The organism is Bacteroidota bacterium (assembly GCA_016711505.1).
Taxonomy (GTDB): Bacteria; Bacteroidota; Bacteroidia; order AKYH767-A; family 2013-40CM-41-45; genus JADKIH01.
The window spans coordinates 61,137-79,766 of sequence record JADJSV010000016.1; the positions used below are offsets into that span (position 1 = coordinate 61,137).

Here is an 18,630-nt window from a genome sequence, read left to right on the forward strand (position 1 = left end):
CACAAAAATTAGCGACAAAAAACATGACAGATTCCTTCATTAAACAAAAAAAAGGCCCAATATCGTGGGCCTTTTGCAATAATTTAACAGTTGAACTAATTCAGTGTTACGACAATAGAAGCATATGCCAGTCGCCCTACTAATGGACCACCATATACTTCATAATGCAAGTTATTCATGAGATTAGATGCGCCCACTTTAAAAACCGATTTCCATGATGGAATTTTTTTGCTGATCTGGACGTCAACAACATCATAGCTTTCAATTTCTCCGGTAAACTGCGGTGAGCCTTCAAATAAAAATCCCTGAACCCACTTGTAATTGATATTATAACTCCAGTTTGAAATTTTTATCTTGTTGAACAGCATTGCTTCAATATCTCTTCCACCGAAACCTAGATTGTATTTGTTGCGAGGTGTGTTATAAGCAGGAATGATCGGATCATCTGATCCTTGTTTATTCAATTCGTTCCATGAATAATTTCCATTTATACTATAAAATTTTCCAATGTAGTAATTCAGTCCTATACTAAATCCCTGTGAGTTTACTTCATCCTGCGAATTACTTGCTATTCTGAATACATCATTCAACTCCAGAAAATCACCACCAAATGGAGAGGTACTGGTTGTAACATCTGCTCCGACTACATAACCAATAAAATCAGTATAAATACTATAGTAAAAATTTGCATCAGCATACAGATTTTTCGTAAGCGAAGCACGGTATCCGACTTCAAACGTTTTTACTTTTTCAGGCTTTACAGGTCCGATATTGAAATACTCTAATTTATCCAGATCAGGAAAACCGGAGAGATAATCGCGTAATGAAGGAATTGTTACGAGTGAATCATACCCAGTAATATTTCCAAGCAATTTTGCTCTTCCGACATTGTAATACAAATACTGATCAGTAAGAGTTGGATTTCGGATTGCTGATGAAAAAGATAACCTGACAACGTTTTTTGGATCAATCGTATAGACAAGTGAAACCGCCGGACTGAACAGCATATCAAAATTCTGGTTTTTATCGGCGCGAAGAGTAAGGTTGATCTTCAATTTTTCCTTGAGCACTTTTTTCTCCAATCCACTATAAAATCCATATTCATAATTTTCGATTTTTCTTCCGGATGTATCACTGAAAATTGTTCCGTCAGATTGCGGAAGATATTTTCTGTAGTTTCCACCTAAGATAACGTCTCCGAATTTTGGTGTAAACTTATATTCTCCTTGTACATGGACTAAGCGTGATTTATCATAAAACTTTGATCCGCCTTCTGTAAAAGATCTGCTGGATGTAATTTTATTGAAGAGTGAATCAAATCTCTGAGTACCCGGTTCAAAAAAAGGTATTGCTTTTTGAGAAACGCTTGTAAACTCATCAGCATAAGCCCTTGCAGTGTTATGATACAGTTGCAACGTATCATAATAATTGTTCATCAGAAAAGGATTAATTGCTGCGAGATATTCTGCATAAAGTCTGTCATAATCCGGATCACCAAATGCAGGCGGGGTTGGAAATCCGGGAAGTGCTTTTAATTTATTGTAATAATCACTTTGTGGCAAAGACCAAAAACCTATGTAGTTAGTACTCCATACATAATCATCTTTAGAAGCTTGCTGCAAAAGTAATCCGGTGAAATATGCATCGTAAGATTTTCCTGCATCTTCATTCGTAGTATATGCTCTGATGAAAAATTTATTTTCCTTGCGATACTCCAGACGATGCTGAAAAAACAAAATGTCTTTCAAACTAAATCTGTTGTCGCCCTGATAAACTGTTGTACCTGCCCCAAATGCTGAGTTTAAAATAATTTCATTTTTGGATTTCGTTTTGTAATGAAGGCCAACAGATGATTTAAAATTTTCAGTATTATAATCTACCAGATCTGTTTCCGCATAGCCAGTGCGATAATATGTCATTACACCGGGACGGATCCTTGGGACAGAATTGTAATTACTCGTTGCATAATATTCATCACCATAAACATTTACAGCATCATAACCACCGGGGTTTCCCGGACCATCAGGTGAATCAGGAGTTGCGCTCATGTTATTTGCTTCCCAGTCGTGTGCTTTCATATAAAAGAGATTTACTTTATAAGCAAATCGGTCTTCACCGCTTTTATCTTTGAATGCCTGCGACCAACGCACAGCAGTTTCGATCAGGTCTCTTTCTCCGGCTTTAAATGAAACTTCAAGTCCCGGTTTCACAAACGGACTTCTTGTGGTCATGGAAATAACACCATTGAAAGCATTCGGACCATAATATGCAGAACTGGCTCCTGCAATAAGTTCAACTTTCAAAACATCCAGTTCGCTCGACCCCAAAAAATTCCCTAACGAAAAATTTAATCCCGGTGATTGGTTGTCGACTCCATCGATTAATTGCAATGAACGAACAGGAGAAGTACTATTGAAACCTCTTGTATTGACAATTGTAAATCCAAGAGATGCACTGGTAAGATCAACACCTTTTAATGTACCCAGTGCTTCATAAAATGAATTCTGTGCACTTTGTTTTATTGCAATGAGATCTATGCTTTCAACTGTAAGCGGTGCTTCCTTTTGTTTTTCAGAGACACGACTTCCTGTAATAGTTACATCTTTCAGATCAACTTTCTTAGAAGAAACTTTTACGTTTAACTCTTTTGTAAAATCGGTTATAACTAATTCCTGTGTAGCATATCCAATGGAAGCAATGATCACAGTAATTGGTGCTGTTTGATTTGCAACATCCAGCTCAAAGCGACCATCTACATCTGTGCTTGCACCAACGTTTGTTCCTTTGATCGAAACGGATGCGCCAATGATGCTTTCACCATTTGTATCGTCTTTGATTATTCCTTTTAATTTTTGCGCTTGTGATGTAAATGAAAAAATCAACAAACTCATTAATAATATGATATTCCGCATCCTTTGCTTGGTCTTTGGTATCAAACCTAGTGCATTCGCAGGGAATAATCAATAGGGAAAGGGGAAAATTTTACACTTTTTCCAGTGTTAAGTAGAAATTAGTGAACTGAAGTCAATAACTTCAAAGTCTGGCCATATCAAAAAACTAATATTCTGCGAATAGTAGTAGTGATATCTATATGTCTCTTATTACTTACTGATAATAAGAGTTCCTGTTTTCAGAAAACTTCTATTACTAAAGGTAAAAAAGTAAACTCCCGGGACTATGTCTGCCGTTTCAACCCTGATCAAATGTTCTCCTTCATCCACATTCCCATCTAAAACCGTTTTAACAAGCTTACCTGTTACGTCATGTATTTTTATTGAGACGGACTGATGATCATTTGTCAAAAATGCAAACACAACATAATCACCGGCAGGATTCGGATAAACATAGAGTGGAGAATTATTTCCTTTGATAGTTTCTGTATTAGTCCCCGGTTCGAGAACAATCACTGAATCACATTTAACACATGCATTTGAATCGGTGATGCAAACGAAATATGTACCTGCAGTTAATCCGGTAATTGAAGATGTTGTAAAATTACCAGGCGTCCATGAATACCTATAGGGCGGGAATCCACCACTTACAGTTGCATCTGCAGTACCATCTGAACATGATATGCAACTTGCATTGGTATGAGATGTCACAAGAGTCAATGAATCGTCTTGCGTAAAAGTAAATTGCCTGTTCTCAATACAACCCATTGCATCTGAGATCTGCACTGTACAGATTCCGGCACATGCGTTTGTGATCGATGCATCGGTAGAACTATTGCACCACAAATAAGAATACGGCGCCGAACCTCCGCTTACATTCAATTCAGCAAATCCATTGCATTCTGAATAACATGTATGCAATGTAGCAATGGATGTAATTTGTAATGAATCCGGCGACTGAACAGTTGCTGATGCTATGGCAGTACAGCCTCTTGCATCTGTCATCAGGACACTATATGTTCCGGGTGATAAATTAATTGCTGAATCAGTTACTTGTGCACCTGGTGTCCAGAGATAAGTGTAAGGCGATGTACCGCCGCCAACATTGGCAACTATTCTTCCATCATTCACACCATAACAACTTGCATCATATGGAATCATCAGCGCGCCTAATGGTGAAGGCTCTGGTAAGATCACGCCAATGCTATCCTGACAACCGATTGCATCCGTTACAACAATGGAATAAATTCCTCCAAGGATCTGTGTAGCAGAAGATGAATTTGAAACATCAGGCAACCATGAATAAGTCAATGCTCCGGTTCCACCGGTAGTAGATAATATGATCGATCCATCATCTGTAGAATTACAGGAAGTTTCAATCATAGATGCAACAGTAACTTCAGGCAACGATGTTGTACTTACAGTCACACTAACTGACCGTGAACATGCATTAGCATCAATTACCGATATCGAATAATTTCCCGGCATCAGATCATACGCTGAATCAGCTGTTGACACAAATGGATTCCACGAATATGAATAAGGAGCAGTTCCGCCCGATGGATTGATCCGTATAAAACCGTTTCCATTTCCACATGTTGAATTCACAACTGAAGAAGTTGCTGAAACCATTGTAGGTTGCAATACTGAAATCGATTGTGTCGATGAACAATTGTTTGCATCAGTTACATTCACTGTATAATTTCCTGCTGTCAGATTATTTGCAACAGAATTAAACCCATTGGAAGGTGACCATAGATAAATATATGGCGCTGTTCCACCAATTACATTTGCTGTAGCACGGCCATTATTTCCGCCAAAGCATGAGAGACTATCCTGCGTTGCAGAAACGATCAGTTGATCTGGCTCCTGAATTGTTATTTGCTGAATTGTAGTACAGCCGTTGTCATCATTGATCTCAACTGAATAAACTCCGGCAGGCAAATTCACCGCTGACGAATCACTTCCACCGATCGGTGACCAGGCAAAAGTCATTGGCAGCTTTGCTCCTGTTACTCTTACAGTAGCAGTTCCATTTGTTCCGCCAAAACAACTGACGTTAGAAAGGTTTGCAACATTTACTGTCATTCCGCTTGCGCTATTTACTATGACAGAAGGATTGACTGTACAACCACGCTGATCTGTTACTGTCACTGAATAATTTCCAGCAATGATGTTACTTATTGAAGCAGTCGTCTGACCGTTAGGTTGCCATAAATATGAATACGTTCCGGTTCCACCTGAAGCACTTACTTGTGCACTACCTGTTGCTGAAGTACAGATCGAAGTAGTTGATGAAGTACTTGCAGTCAGCAAAGGTGGATTTGTCAATGTAACACTCTGGTTGATGGTACATCCAAAACTATCTCTTACAGCAACACTATAAGTTCCCGGGGTAAGTCCCGAAATGCTATTTGTTGTTTGCGATCCGGGACTCCATAAATAGGATAGACTTCCGGTTCCTCCTGAAGCAGTAATTGTCGCACTGCCATCATTCCCATTATTACAATTTACAACTGTCGAAGAAATATTTGTATTGATCAACGGTGCTTGTGTTATAGTTACAGGTTCTGTCCGTGTACAACTATTAGCATCAGTTACTCTGACAGAATAATTTCCCGCTGGTAAATTATTGATCTGCGCTCCTGTTGCACCACTTGGTAACCATGTAAACTGATATGTACCGGTTCCACCGCTTGCACTCGCAAGTGCTGAACCTGTACTTGCACCGAAGCATCTGACGTTATTTGCTGTTACTGATAAAGCAATTGATGTTGGCTGAGTTAAATTAACATTAAAGCTTGTCGGACAACCGGTAGCATCTGTTGCTGTCACAACATAATTTCCTGCTGCTAAATTTGAAGCTGAAGAATTATTTCCACCACTCGGCGACCAGCTGTACGTATATGGTCCTACTCCACCTGTTACATTAACTGAAGCTGATCCATTCGATTGACTAAAACACGTAGGATTCGTTGCTGAATTTAGCGTAACAATCGGAGAAGAAGGATTAGTAATTGTAACTGTTGAAGTTTTCGAACAACCTTTTGAATCAGTAACGATCACTGTATATGTTCCTGAACACAATGCTGTAGCAGTGGCTGTAGTTTGTCCGTTCGACCATGAATAATTATATGGTGTTGTTCCACCACTTACACTTGCAGAAGCTTGTCCGTTACAGCCGGATGCATTGCATGGTGCATTGACTGCTGATGCATTAAGAACCAGTGCTGAAGGTTCTGTTATTGTTGCTGTAGCTGTACGTGTACAACCAATAGCATCTTTAAAAGTAACTGTCTGACTACCGGAACACATTCCGGTTAAAGTATCACCGGAACTACCGTTATTCCATTCGTATGTTTTCTGATATGGCGAAGTACCAACGGCAATCAATTGTCCATCGCATGCATTTAAACAAGTTACATTTTGCTGAACAATATTCAGAGTACAATTACATCTTCCGGGCATATTCGAATCCAGCCATGAAAGTCTTCTGCTCATCCAGTTTTTCAGATTCTGAATTTCGCCGGCATAAGTTGAAGGTTGCGGTGAAGGATTTGGCCAGACATAAGTTCCCAGTATTGGCCATTGATTAAAATTCCAGTCTTTTGATTCACCAATCAGTGTTGTTATTGAATCAATAACAGAATTTATATGGGACAAACTTAATACGTTGGTGCGGTAATCTGTCCAACGACATTTCATCTGATTTGTATAATTCGTATCCTGTAAAAGTTTTTGCCACCAGAAAGGAACCTGCCAGCTATCGCCTGTACAACTGAATAAATAAGCCCAGCCCGTTGTATCGGAACCATTACAGTAATTTGCATTTCCATAAGCGATGTCGTAATCCCATACCGGACCTGCTTTTAATGTTTTCTCTTTGTCTTTATATAAATAAGAACTGATCCTGTAACCATCGACATTTTTACTCAACTCATTCGAGAAAAAATAATCTATCCAGGAGCCATTGCCGATGAACTTTGCATATCCTAAAACAGAATCACGGAAATTCGGTCCGGCTAATGCATTTTCAAAACTATCGACATACGATTTTATATATGCTTTTTGTGATGCAACAATACTATCTGTAGAAGGATAATCGTATTGAATAAAAACATCTTGTCCGTTTGAATGATTGATTGGCGCATACGGAGAAGTCCAGCCATCACCACCACTACCGGTTGATTTATCGATCTTCACAATGTATCCGCCGGTAATATCAGGCGCTGTTGTTTCTGTGCGTTCAAGTTTACTGATGTCGACACGATTCTTATCACGTTTCAGACTTTCCATAAAAACATAGATCCCCCAATACTGTCCATTCAAAACAACATCAACATATTTAGTCCTCACAGCATAGTGTCCCATTTCATTTGCCAACTGATAGGAAACAACATTCCTGCAAAATGATTTATCGGTATAATTTGCACTCAGGATCCAGTCGTGTTCAGAAGGCATTCCAAGTAATGAAGTATCAAGATCAATCAGCCCACTGTTATCACGTGTTTCAAATCCAAAAGATTTTTTCGGAAACATCTGCGAACTGGAACCTCTGATTTCTATTGCAATTTTCCCATTGTAATTATTCGGAATGTCTGTCAGATGATTTCTGTTCCCAACTCCATTGTCGATAATTTTCATATCAGCAATGATCTTCGGATCATCAGGAATTGTTTGTCCATTTGTATTGATGATCACAATCGGCAAAGACGATTGCGAAAAAACAAATGTCATTGCCGGTGCATTACTGAATTTCACATTCCAGCTTGAAACTGAACCGGTGACACCATTGTTATTATCGTCTATCACTCGTAGCTGCCATTGCCCATTTCCACTTTGATTATTATTTACACGCCAAAGATCTCCTTCAGGTTTATATGTCCCATTAAAAGGCGCACTTCCGGATGTGATAGCATTCGTTGCACTATGTTTGAAAACTGTATTTGTATAATTATCGCCCGTACCACCATTATCGGTAGTAAGTTCGATCAGAGTTCCATCAGGAGCAGCGAGAAAACAATCGATGTCTCTGTCCTGAGTATGTGAAATATTTATAGTCACAGATTCCAGTCCATAGGTAAAATCAATCGGATTCGCCAAACCACTCACAGCAATATTGAATCGCGATGTGTCGGTCAAAGTAATAATTGAACCACCGGTTCCTGAAAAAGTCTGAGCATTTGTTCTTCCATTTGAAAAAAGGAAAAACAGAATTCCAAAGATGAAAATTCTGATCGTTTGCATGAGTAAATTTGTCCTAGTATAAATTTTGCAATTCATTGTTTGAATTGAAGCGTGTTCTTGTATTTTACTATTTATGGACTTGAAAAGTTGTTTTAAATCTAGACAAAAGAGGCTTCAATATTACAGTTTGACAGAAGTATTAAATACTTATTTGATGATATCAGCGTTTAAAAAATAAAGCGCATAGAAATTAAAAATTGTGAAAAAGGAGAACAGACCTCTTTTTTTCTCCCTTTTTTTCTCCATTGTCTCTATGTTAAAAAATCCATCGATAATGCTTAAAAATTGAAACACGGAGAGCACTAAGAAAAAAAGGGAGGAAAAGGAGAATAATTATTTTGTTACATGAAATGACATACTTAATCCAAAAAGACCATTACCTGATTCTTCTCAACTTTATCTCCTTTTATCACTTTTACAGTCTTCACAACACCATCAGATGGTGATTTTAAGATGTTCTCCATTTTCATGGCTTCCAGTACTACAATAGCGTCTCCTTTTTTTATCTGCTGTCCGCTTTCGACCATGACCTGTAAAACCATCCCTGGCATTGGGGCTTTTATGTCGTTAACTTTTTTGCCGGCCGTTGCGTCAATACCCATTTGCTTAAGTAATTGGTCGAAACGATCCTGCACTTTTACAATATAAATGTTGCTATTTACTTTAATTTCAAAGCTTTTCTCATCTTTGTCAAAGGAAATTATTTCAGCAGTATACGATCTGTTATCTTGAAGGATGTGAAACTTTCCTTCTCTGAATTCCAACACATCTGCATTAAATGCCTTGTTATCAATAGAAAAACTTCCGTTTTCGGATTCTACATTAAATGATTTATCGGCAACTGTGACTTTATTCATCTAGTAAAGGTAAAAATTTTAGCTCTAAACCTTAATAAGTCCTTAAATATTTGAAATAAAATGGCTTCTTTTTATTCAAATTCTATCTTTGAACTATGCGAAATCTCTTTCTCTATGTTGTTGCTCTTGGATTTATTATATCCTCCTGCAAAACTGCTGAACAAACGGTTAAAAATGAAAATAAAGAAAAAAAGCTTTATGCAATTCCGGATTACAAATCAGCCTATACTAAACGTGTCGATCTGATCAATACTACTCTCTTTCTTACACCATCGTGGAAAGAAAAAGAACTGAAAGGTCTTGCGGAAATTACTCTGAAGCAACATTTTTTTCCAAGCGACAGCATAACTTTGAATGCAAGAAGTATGTCGATCCTGAATGTTTCTTTGGTCACAGGGAAAAATAAAAAACTATTGGAGTATACATATGATCAATCGCTTTTGATCATCAGACTTCCCAGAATTTATTATTCACACGAAGAAATAAAAATCGCAATTGAATACATCGCTAAACCTGAATCAACAGTTATCCCGGGAAACATTTCTTTTAAAAGTGACAAAGGCCTTTTCTTTGTCGATCCGGATAGCATTGATGACAGTCGACCAACACAACTGTGGACGCAAGGCGAAACAGAAAGTAATTCGGTCTGGTTTCCAACTGTAGAATCACCCGAACAAAAAATGACTAGTGAAATTTTTCTCACTGTTGATTCTGCATTCAAAACACTTTCAAATGGATTATTGATTGAAACGATCAATAATAACAATGGAACATTTACCTGGCACTGGCGGAATGATCTTCCTGCTGCTCCTTACCTTGTATTTATCGGCGTTGGCGATTATGCAATTGTAAAAGACAAATGGAATGGGATTGAAGTGAGTTACTATGTTGATCCACCCTATGAAAAAAATGCACGGCTGGCTTTTGGAAATACTCCTGAAATGATGACGTTCTTCTCAAAACTTCTTGGCGTTACATATCCTTGGCAGAAGTATAGTCAGATCGTTGTGCATGATTATATTTCAGGAGCAATGGAAAATGTGACTGCTGTTGTTCATGGAACGAATATGCAACAGGATGAAGGTTCAAACATTGATGACAACTATGAACATTATGTTGCTCATGAACTTTTTCATCAGTGGTTTGGCAATCTTGTAACCTGTAAATCATGGAGCAATATTACATTGAACGAAGGCTTTGCAAATTACTCTGAGTATTTGTGGAATGAATACAAGTACGGCAAAACAAAAGCCGAAAGCGATCTGAACAAAAGTCTGCGAAGTTATTTCCGCGCTGCAGAAAAAAGTGATCCGCCATTGATCCGGTATCAATATGACGATGCAGAAGATGTTTACGACAGAATTTCCTATAATAAAGGTGGAAACATTTTGCATATGCTTCGAAGCTATCTCGGCGACTCTGCATTCTTCAAAGGACTGAATGTTTATCTGACCGACAATCGGTTTTCAAGTGCTGAAGCTGACAACCTGCGTCATGCTTTTGAAAAAGTAACCGGTGAAGATCTGAATTGGTTTTTTAATCAGTGGTTTTTCAAAGGTGGTCATCCACAACTGACTGTTTCGTATTCATGGAATGAACTTTCAAAAAAAGAAACGATCAAGATCAAACAGATCCAGGATCTCACAAAAAGTCCATTGTATAAACTACCACTTGATATTGATTTTTATTTTGAAAATTCTGTTGAAAGAAAAAGAATTGTTCTTACAAAAAGCTCTCAGGAATTCGAATTTCCTTTGAATCAAAAACCGAAAGTTGTTTCTGTTGATGCAGAAAGAACTCTCGTAGGAACGATTACTACAGAACGACCTGAAGAAGAAACGATCTATTTGTATGATCATTCAAAATATGTACGTGACCGTGGGCAAGCAGTGACTACGATTGGTTTCGTTCAGGAAATTAATTCACCTGCGTCAAATATGATTCGCAGAGCATTGAAAGATTCAGCACAACTTGTTCGCCAGGATGCACTGATATATGCCAGCATTATTTGTCAGAATGAACCTGCATCGATAAAAGAAACAATGTTTGATATTGCAATGAACGACCCGGCATCCGATTGCCGTAGTACAGCAATTCAAAGGATAAAAACTTACTACAAAGCTGAAGAGTGCGTTCCACTTTTTGAAAAATTGCTGAAAGATAAATCACATGTTGTTGTTGCTTCGGCTTTCGATAATCTGAAAGACAAAGATCCGGAGAAAGGTGCGAAGGCAGCCCTTGAACTTGAAGCGGATTCAAGCAGTGAAGTACTGGCAAAACTTTCTACATATTATTCAAATAATGACTCCGCAGACTTCATCCACGTTTATAAGAGAGCATATTTATTTGTTGACCGTTGGGAAAAATTTTCTATCCTTGAAGACCTGGGAAAATATGCAGGAAATCATTATAATCTGAAAACGATTAAATCTGCAGTTGATCTTATAACGAAAGACGCTATGGGGAGCTCATTTGATTATTATAAAAAGATCTGTGAAGAAGTTTTATCAGATACACAAACTAAACTTGGAACCGCTTCTTCAAGTTTTAGCAAGAACGAAAATCGTTGGCTCGAAATGAATCCGGGTTTGACAAAAGACGCCATTTCACAAGAACTGACGTATCTGCAAACTTATATTGAGAACAAAAGAAATATCATAAAGAAGATTAATTAATGAGTTTCCGGCTTTTTGCTATCACAATATTTCTTCTGTTTACTCATCAGATATCCGCTACGGATTCTGATTCTACAATTGGGAAATACTCCTGGAGTATCCGTCGTGATCATGGATTTCTGATTGCACATCGGCCGGCATTGGTTCCTCTTCAGGAAAAACACATTTCAGGTTTTGAGATCTCACTGGCAAAAATTTCTTCAGGGAAAAACGAATGGGAGCGGGAATTTCTTAACCCAAACCGCGGAATAACTTTTGCGTATTTCGATCTGGGCAGTCCTGACAAACTCGGATATGGATTTGCAGTTTATCCTTACATTGATTTTCCGCTGAATAAAAATTCCGACAACAAATTTATCTTCCGATATGGTATCGGATTAGGCTGGGTAGAGAAAACTTTTAATTCGTCGGACAACTTCAAAAATGCAGCTATAGGCTCGCACTTCAATGGCATTATTCATTTTGACTTAGGTTATGAAAAGCGTTTATCCAAATTGTCTCTTCTTGAAATCAGTACAGGCATCACTCATTATTCAAATGGCTCTTACAGCATTCCAAATCTTGGAATAAATGTGGCTACTTTAAATCTTGCTTACACCCGCTATTTCGGTGAACGATTAGCGATCAACAGTGCACGCTCGGACTTAAAACCTAAATCCTCAAACTGGATAGCATATATTGGAGCGGGACTGAAAAAAATCTATCCGCCGGAAGGAAAACAATATAATATAGGAGTTATATCTTTTTCAAGAATGACTTCCATTGGAAATAAAAGTAATTGGGGAATTGGCATCGATGGATTTTATGACAATTCTCTTTCTGCCCGACTAAAAAACTCGAATTCTGAGCTCAAAGGTTTTTCAGATGACGTACGTGCAGGAATCTTTGGAGCAATAGAAGTATCTGTAGGTAAAACCGGTTTACTTTTTAATATGGGGCACTACCTCTATAGCAGATGGAAAGAAGACGGAAATATTTATCACAGAATTTGCGTGCGCCAATACTTCGAAAATTTCTTTCTTTGCATGAATCTAAAGACACATTATGCGAGAGCAGATTTTGTTGAATTTGGTATGGGAAAAAAATTCTAAACAATGGAACATCAAAAATATTCATGCGTAAATTAATTCTCCTTACACTCCTCATTTTTTCATTCACAAACTGTTCGAAAGACCACATGTTTGATTGCCTGAAAAGTACAGGTGACGAGATCACGCAGATAAGACGGGCTGAGTCTTTCAAAAATCTTAATCTGAAAGATAATGTTGATGTCATACTCTATTCAGACACGACTCCATTTATCAGAGTAACTGCCGGTGAGCATTTGATCGATGGTATCATTACAGAAATAGAAAATGGTACACTCTATATCCGAAATGATAACAAGTGCAACTGGACCCGCAGCTTCAGTAATAAATACACTGTCGAAATAGGTATGCGCAATCCTGAAAAAGTTGAGATCTACGGATCCGGAAATTTTACCTGTGCCGACACCATTAAAACGGAAGAATTTCTTTTTGATTCCTGGAACGCTTCCGGCAGTTACAACTTTCTTTTCAACTCAAACAAAATTTACATCAACAATAATATCGGAAGGGCCGACTTTCACGCAAAAGGAAAAGCAAATGTTACTTTTGTTTACATGAATGATGTTGCCACACTCGACTTTTCCGAATTACGAACAGAGCTTTTCTACATCCGTTCATCAACCACCGGCGATTGCAGGATCAATGTTGATAGTGAACTGGATGTTGTTTTGCTTTATACCGGGGATATTTACTATACGGGAAGTTTGTATAAGCTGACGAAAAATATTTCAGGTAGTGGAAGTTTGATTGCATACTAATTAACACTTGAAAAATTTAACATAGAGAAAAAGGAGAAAAAAAGGGAGAAAAAAAGATTTCTTTATTTTCTCCCTTTTTTTCTCCTCTTTCTCTGTGTTAAAAAAAACTACTCCTCCCCACCAATTCTCTCATACTCCACATCAACCTTCAAAGGCTTCTTAAATGAAGCAGCCACCGCCAATTCATCGCATCGATTGTTCTCAGCATTTGATGCATGACCTTTTACCCAGACAAATTTCACATGATGCTTTCTGTAAATTCTTAAAAAGCGCATCCATAGATCGGGATTCTTTTTTCCGGAAAAATACTTTTTCTCCCAGCCAAACACCCATTTCTTTTCAACAGAATCAACAACGTATTTCGAATCAGAATAGATGGTTACATGCTCGCCTTCTTTTTTTAAAGCTTCAAGCGCCACAACAACGCTTAGCAATTCCATTCTGTTATTAGTAGTATGACGATAACCTTCTGAAAGTTCTTTTCTGTGTTCACCCTTTAACAAAACAATTCCATATCCTCCCGGACCGGGGTTTCCTCTTGCACTGCCATCTGTATAAATTTTTACCATAAAACCTGAATCAGGATTTTAATACTCCTAACTCTTTTCCAATTTTGGTAAACGCAGCAATAGCTTTGTCAAGATGTGCGCGTTCATGTCCGGCAGAAATCTGGACACGAATACGTGCATTGCCTTTTGCAACAACAGGATAGAAAAATCCAACGACATAAATTCCTTCGTCTAAAAGTTTTGAAGCAAAATCCTGTGCAAGTTTGGCTTCGTACAACATGATCGGAACTATCGGATGTTCACCGGGCTTAATATCAAAACCTGCCTTTGTAATTTGCTCACGGAAGTATTTTGTATTCTCCCAGAGCTTGTCTCTGAGGGCAGGCGTTTCCTGCAGCAGATCAATTACTGCAATCGATGCACCAACAATACTCGGCGCAAGTGAATTCGAAAATAAATATGGACGTGAACGCTGACGAAGAATTTCAACGACCTCTTTCTTGGCGCTTGTAAATCCACCCATAGCACCGCCGAGGGCTTTCCCTAATGTACCGGTAATAATATCTATACGACCCATTACATTTCTATACTCATGTGTTCCTCTTCCTGTCTTGCCCATAAAACCGGATGCATGACATTCATCGATCATAACAAGTGCCTTGTATTTGTCAGCCAGATCGCAGATTTTATCCAGTTGCGCAATTGTGCCATCCATACTGAATACTCCATCGGTTACGATCATTCTGTGACGAAGATGTTGCGTTTCAATCAGAACTTTTTCAAGTTCTTCCATATTGTTATGCTTGTAACGCATGCGTTGCGCTTTGCATAAACGAACTCCATCAATTATCGATGCATGATTCAATTCATCGCTAATTATGGCATCTTGTTCATTTAACAACGGTTCGAAAACACCGCCGTTTGCATCGAAAGCTGCGGCATAAAGAATAGTATCTTCTGTTCCCAGAAAGGAAGAAATTTTTGCTTCGAGTTCTTTGTGAATATCCTGCGTACCACAGATAAAACGTACGGAAGACATTCCATATCCGTGTGTATCGATCGCTTTCTTCGCTGCTTCAATAACTTTAGGATGTGATGACAATCCCAGATAATTATTTGCGCAGAAATTTATTACTGCTTTGCCATTAGCAATAATATCTGCTCCCTGCGGGCTGCTGATGATTCGCTCTTGCTTATATAATCCGGCGGATTTGATTTCTTCAAGCTCGGAGATTAGGATTGGTTTTAATGTATCGTACATTTTAAATTAATTAATTACTTTAAATACTGTAATGAAATGTGTTCTTGTGCGTTCTTAGTGACTTGTGTTTATTTTAACACTAAGAACACTAAGAACACAATAAGATCACGGAATTTTAGTCCGGCAAAGAAGCGAAAAAATCATTTACCAAGGCGACACTTCCTGAAACAATATTTTGACTATTGAAATTAATTAATAATCCTTTCGGCTTTTGCGCAAATTTCATATAAGTTAGCAATTGAGCAGTAAAATTGGAGCTAATGTATCCACAGATTTTAATTCAACAATAACCTGATCATTAACTAAAAGATCTAATTTCAATTTACTTGCCAATTTTTCACCCTTATAAAATAAAGGAACATGATGCTCTACTTTTAAGTCAAACCCTTTTTTTAACAATTCCGCTTTCAGGCATTCTTGATAAACCGATTCCAAAAGTCCTGGTCCAAATTGACGATGTACTTCTATTGCACACCCAACAATTCCATAGGCTATACTATTTATTTGATTTTTTCGTCATGGCTATTATATTTTTCAAACAAAGAAATGTCTTCCATAGCTCCATTACAACCAATATAATAAGAGAACTTCCCCGGTTAATATGATTTCCGGGGGAGCGCAATGAGGGTGTTCATTTTTTTTTACATTTATCCGTCTTTCAAATGACCCTTTTATGCTCGAAGCTGCTGCACGTATTATATTAAGATACAGACTGATATCACTTATTGTTCTGCTTGTTCTGACCGGCGGAATGGTTTACCTGGCCTCGTCAGTCAAGCTATCTTATGAAGGCGCTAAGATCCTGCCACCAACCGATTCAACTTATGCCCAGTATTTACGCTTCAAACAAAAATTCGGCGAAGACGGAAGCGTCATGGTCATCGGATTCCAAAGCGACAGCATCTGGGAACAAAAACTGTTAGCCGACTGGTATGATCTGACTAATAACATCAAATCCATCGAAGGCATCCAGGAAGTAATATCCATTGCCCGCGCTTTTCATGTTACCCGTAATGATAGTCTGCACAAACTGGATTTTAAACCACTCATCAAATCCAGACCAACATCCCAGGCTGAAGTCGATAGTCTGAAAGAAGAAATTGCCAACCTTCCATTCTACGAAGGACTACTTTATAATCCGGAGACGAAGGTTACTTTGATGGCCATCACTCTTGATCAGGAAAAGTTAAATACCAAGAGCCGGATCGATATCGTGAATCATGTGAAAGAAATGAGTGAGCAATTTTCTGCAACTCACAACATCGATCTGCATTATTCCGGATTACCTTACATAAGAACAGCCGTTTCGCAAAAGATCCTTGCCGAAATGAAGATGTTCATGATCCTGGCATTTGTTGTAACGGCATTCATTCTATTCGTCTTCTTCAGAAGTTTCTACGCAGTGCTTTTTCCAATGATCGTTGTTGTACTCGGCGTGATCTGGTCATTTGGCACATTGGAATTATTCGGATTTAAGATCACCATCCTGACTAGTCTGATCGCTCCTCTCATCATTGTTATAGGGTTACCGAATTGCATCTTACTTCTCAATAAATACCAACAGGAATTTGCAAAGCATGGCAATAAAGTAAAGCTCTTGCCCGCTCAATTTACAAAATAGGAGTATCAACTTTCTTCGCCAATCTGACAACATCAATCGGATTTTTAGTATTCGCATTCACGCATAGCGACGTACTTATTGAATTCGGAATCATTGCAAGTATCAATGTCATGATCACGTATCTGATCTCACTCGTGTTGATACCACTTGTATTCAGTTACCTTCCGCCACCTTCACCTAAACAGATCAGTCACCTCGATAGAAAAACGCTTAACAAGATCCTCGATAAGATCGATCATTGGGTGCATGCTTACAGACCCAGAATCTATCTGACCGTTATCTCTATCATTGTTGTATGTGTGATCGGAATGATGCGAATCACAACAGTTGGATATGTTGTTGATGATCTTCCGAAAAAAGATGTCATCTATAAAGATCTGAAATTCTTCGAATCGAATTTCAGAGGAGTTCTTCCTTTTGAAATTGCCATCGATACTAAAAAGCCGAAAGGAGCATTAGAATTAAAAACTCTTTACAAGATCAATCGCGTTCAGAAAGTTCTTGCAAACTATCCTGAATTCAGTGAGCCGGTCTCAGTTGCCGAAGGAATTAAATTTTCTTATCAAGGATTGAATGATAATAATCCGAAGTACTACATCATTCCAAATATTCAGGAACTCGGACGACTTGCAGGATATGCTACACAGGCAAAAGATAATCAGAGAATGTTCAAGTCAATTCTTGACAGCACAAAACAATCGACACGCATAAGTTTTCAGGTTGCAGATATTGGTTCGATAAAAATGAAAGCATTGCTTGAAGAGATCCGGCCGCGTATCGATAGCATTTTTGATCCGCATGATTATGATGTCACTCTTACGGGAAACTCTATTATCTTTTTAAAGAACAACGACTACCTTTTACTGAATCTGAAAGAAAGTATTTTGCTTGCAATACTATTTATCGGAACCGTGATGTTTACTTTGTTCATGTCGTTCCGCATGGTCATCATTGCATTGATCCCTAGCATGTCGCCGTTATTACTTACGGCAGCGATGATGGGTTACTTTAATATTCCATTGAAACCATCAACAATTCTGATCTTCTCTATTGCTTTCGGAATTGCATCAGATGGAACAATGTATTTTCTCACCAAGTACAGGCAGGAATTACGTCGACACGGAGGAAGTATTTCCAAAACAGTTTCCAATGCTATTTATGAAACCGGTCCGGGAATGATCTATACAGCAGTGATTTTATTCTCCGGCTTCTTCATCTTCACTGCATCAAGTTTCGGCGGAACTGCTGCACTCGGCGTTTTAATTTCAATTACTTTACTCATTGGAATGATCAGCAACCTGATCTTTCTTCCCACTCTATTGCTCTCTCTTGAAAAAAGAATTATCACACGCGCATTTATGAAAGAACAATTAATTCAGATGTTCGATGAAGATGAGGATGTGGAGCTGGATGACTTGCAGATCAGAAGAGATACTGATGAAGATGGGAGACCGCATTTGTAATTGAATAATAATTTCAGGAAGCTGTTTCTTACGAATTGATTATTTCAATCACTACTTTATTACTGATTTTTATCAGGGTATAGACTTAATAAACCGATTTCAATTTAAGGTTATAGCCTTAAATTACTAAGTCTCCAAATCCATATAATTGATATTGAAGACTCTATTTGATCCACAAAAACAACCAATAATAATTCATGCAATAAAAGAAAAGTTCTGTATTTCTTGGTTAAAAGCCTGAAAACCGAACCATTCCACCC

General features: G+C 38.1%; 8 protein-coding genes and 2 pseudogenes. 4 read left to right on the forward strand and 6 right to left on the reverse strand.

The features are described 5' to 3' along the window. Positions 1-95: 95 nt before the first annotated feature. The 3 genes from IPL24_13220 to IPL24_13230 all read right to left on the reverse strand — a co-directional run bounded on the left by IPL24_13220 (position 96) and on the right by IPL24_13230 (position 8,995). The gene (locus tag IPL24_13220; protein MBK8364575.1) at positions 96-2,912 is read right to left on the reverse strand and encodes a TonB-dependent receptor; all 2,817 of its coding nucleotides are present in this window, start codon (positions 2,910-2,912) and stop codon (positions 96-98) included. A gap of 189 nt (positions 2,913-3,101) precedes the next feature. Continuing rightward, positions 3,102-8,138 (reverse strand): CotH kinase family protein, encoded by a 5,037-nt coding sequence (locus tag IPL24_13225; GenBank protein ID MBK8364576.1) that lies wholly within the window; start codon positions 8,136-8,138, stop codon positions 3,102-3,104. A 359-nt stretch (positions 8,139-8,497) separates the two neighbouring features. Then, the gene (locus IPL24_13230) at positions 8,498-8,995 is read right to left on the reverse strand and encodes a biotin/lipoyl-binding protein (protein ID MBK8364577.1); all 498 of its coding nucleotides are present in this window, start codon (positions 8,993-8,995) and stop codon (positions 8,498-8,500) included. A gap of 95 nt (positions 8,996-9,090) precedes the next feature. Here IPL24_13230 and IPL24_13235 point away from each other — a divergent pair, with 95 nt between their 5' ends. From IPL24_13235 to IPL24_13245, 3 genes are read left to right on the forward strand one after another with little or no spacing between them, the layout of a single operon-like run. Continuing rightward, the gene (locus IPL24_13235) at positions 9,091-11,670 is read left to right on the forward strand and encodes a M1 family peptidase (GenBank protein MBK8364578.1); all 2,580 of its coding nucleotides are present in this window, start codon (positions 9,091-9,093) and stop codon (positions 11,668-11,670) included. Beyond that, the gene (locus IPL24_13240; protein ID MBK8364579.1) at positions 11,670-12,761 is read left to right on the forward strand and encodes an acyloxyacyl hydrolase; all 1,092 of its coding nucleotides are present in this window, start codon (positions 11,670-11,672) and stop codon (positions 12,759-12,761) included. The genes IPL24_13235 and IPL24_13240 overlap by 1 nt, the downstream gene beginning before the upstream one ends. A 23-nt stretch (positions 12,762-12,784) precedes the next feature. Continuing rightward, positions 12,785-13,516, forward strand: coding sequence for a DUF2807 domain-containing protein (locus IPL24_13245; protein ID MBK8364580.1), 732 nt, complete (start codon positions 12,785-12,787; stop codon positions 13,514-13,516). A 107-nt stretch (positions 13,517-13,623) separates the two neighbouring features. Here IPL24_13245 and rnhA read toward each other — a convergent pair whose 3' ends face one another. The 3 genes and pseudogenes from rnhA to IPL24_13260 all read right to left on the reverse strand — a co-directional run bounded on the left by rnhA (position 13,624) and on the right by IPL24_13260 (position 15,790). Next, a complete protein-coding gene (rnhA, locus tag IPL24_13250) occupies positions 13,624-14,085 on the reverse strand; it encodes a ribonuclease HI (GenBank protein MBK8364581.1) in 462 nt (153 codons plus the stop codon). Positions 14,086-14,095: 10 nt separating this feature from the next. Continuing rightward, a complete protein-coding gene (kbl, locus tag IPL24_13255) occupies positions 14,096-15,286 on the reverse strand; it encodes a glycine C-acetyltransferase (protein ID MBK8364582.1) in 1,191 nt (396 codons plus the stop codon). Between the two features lie 115 nt (positions 15,287-15,401). Continuing rightward, positions 15,402-15,790 (reverse strand): annotated as a pseudogene (locus tag IPL24_13260) (GxxExxY protein). Between the two features lie 169 nt (positions 15,791-15,959). Between IPL24_13260 and IPL24_13265 the strand changes: the two are divergent. After that, positions 15,960-18,370: pseudogene (locus IPL24_13265) on the forward strand (MMPL family transporter). The last annotated feature ends 260 nt before the right edge of the window (positions 18,371-18,630 follow it).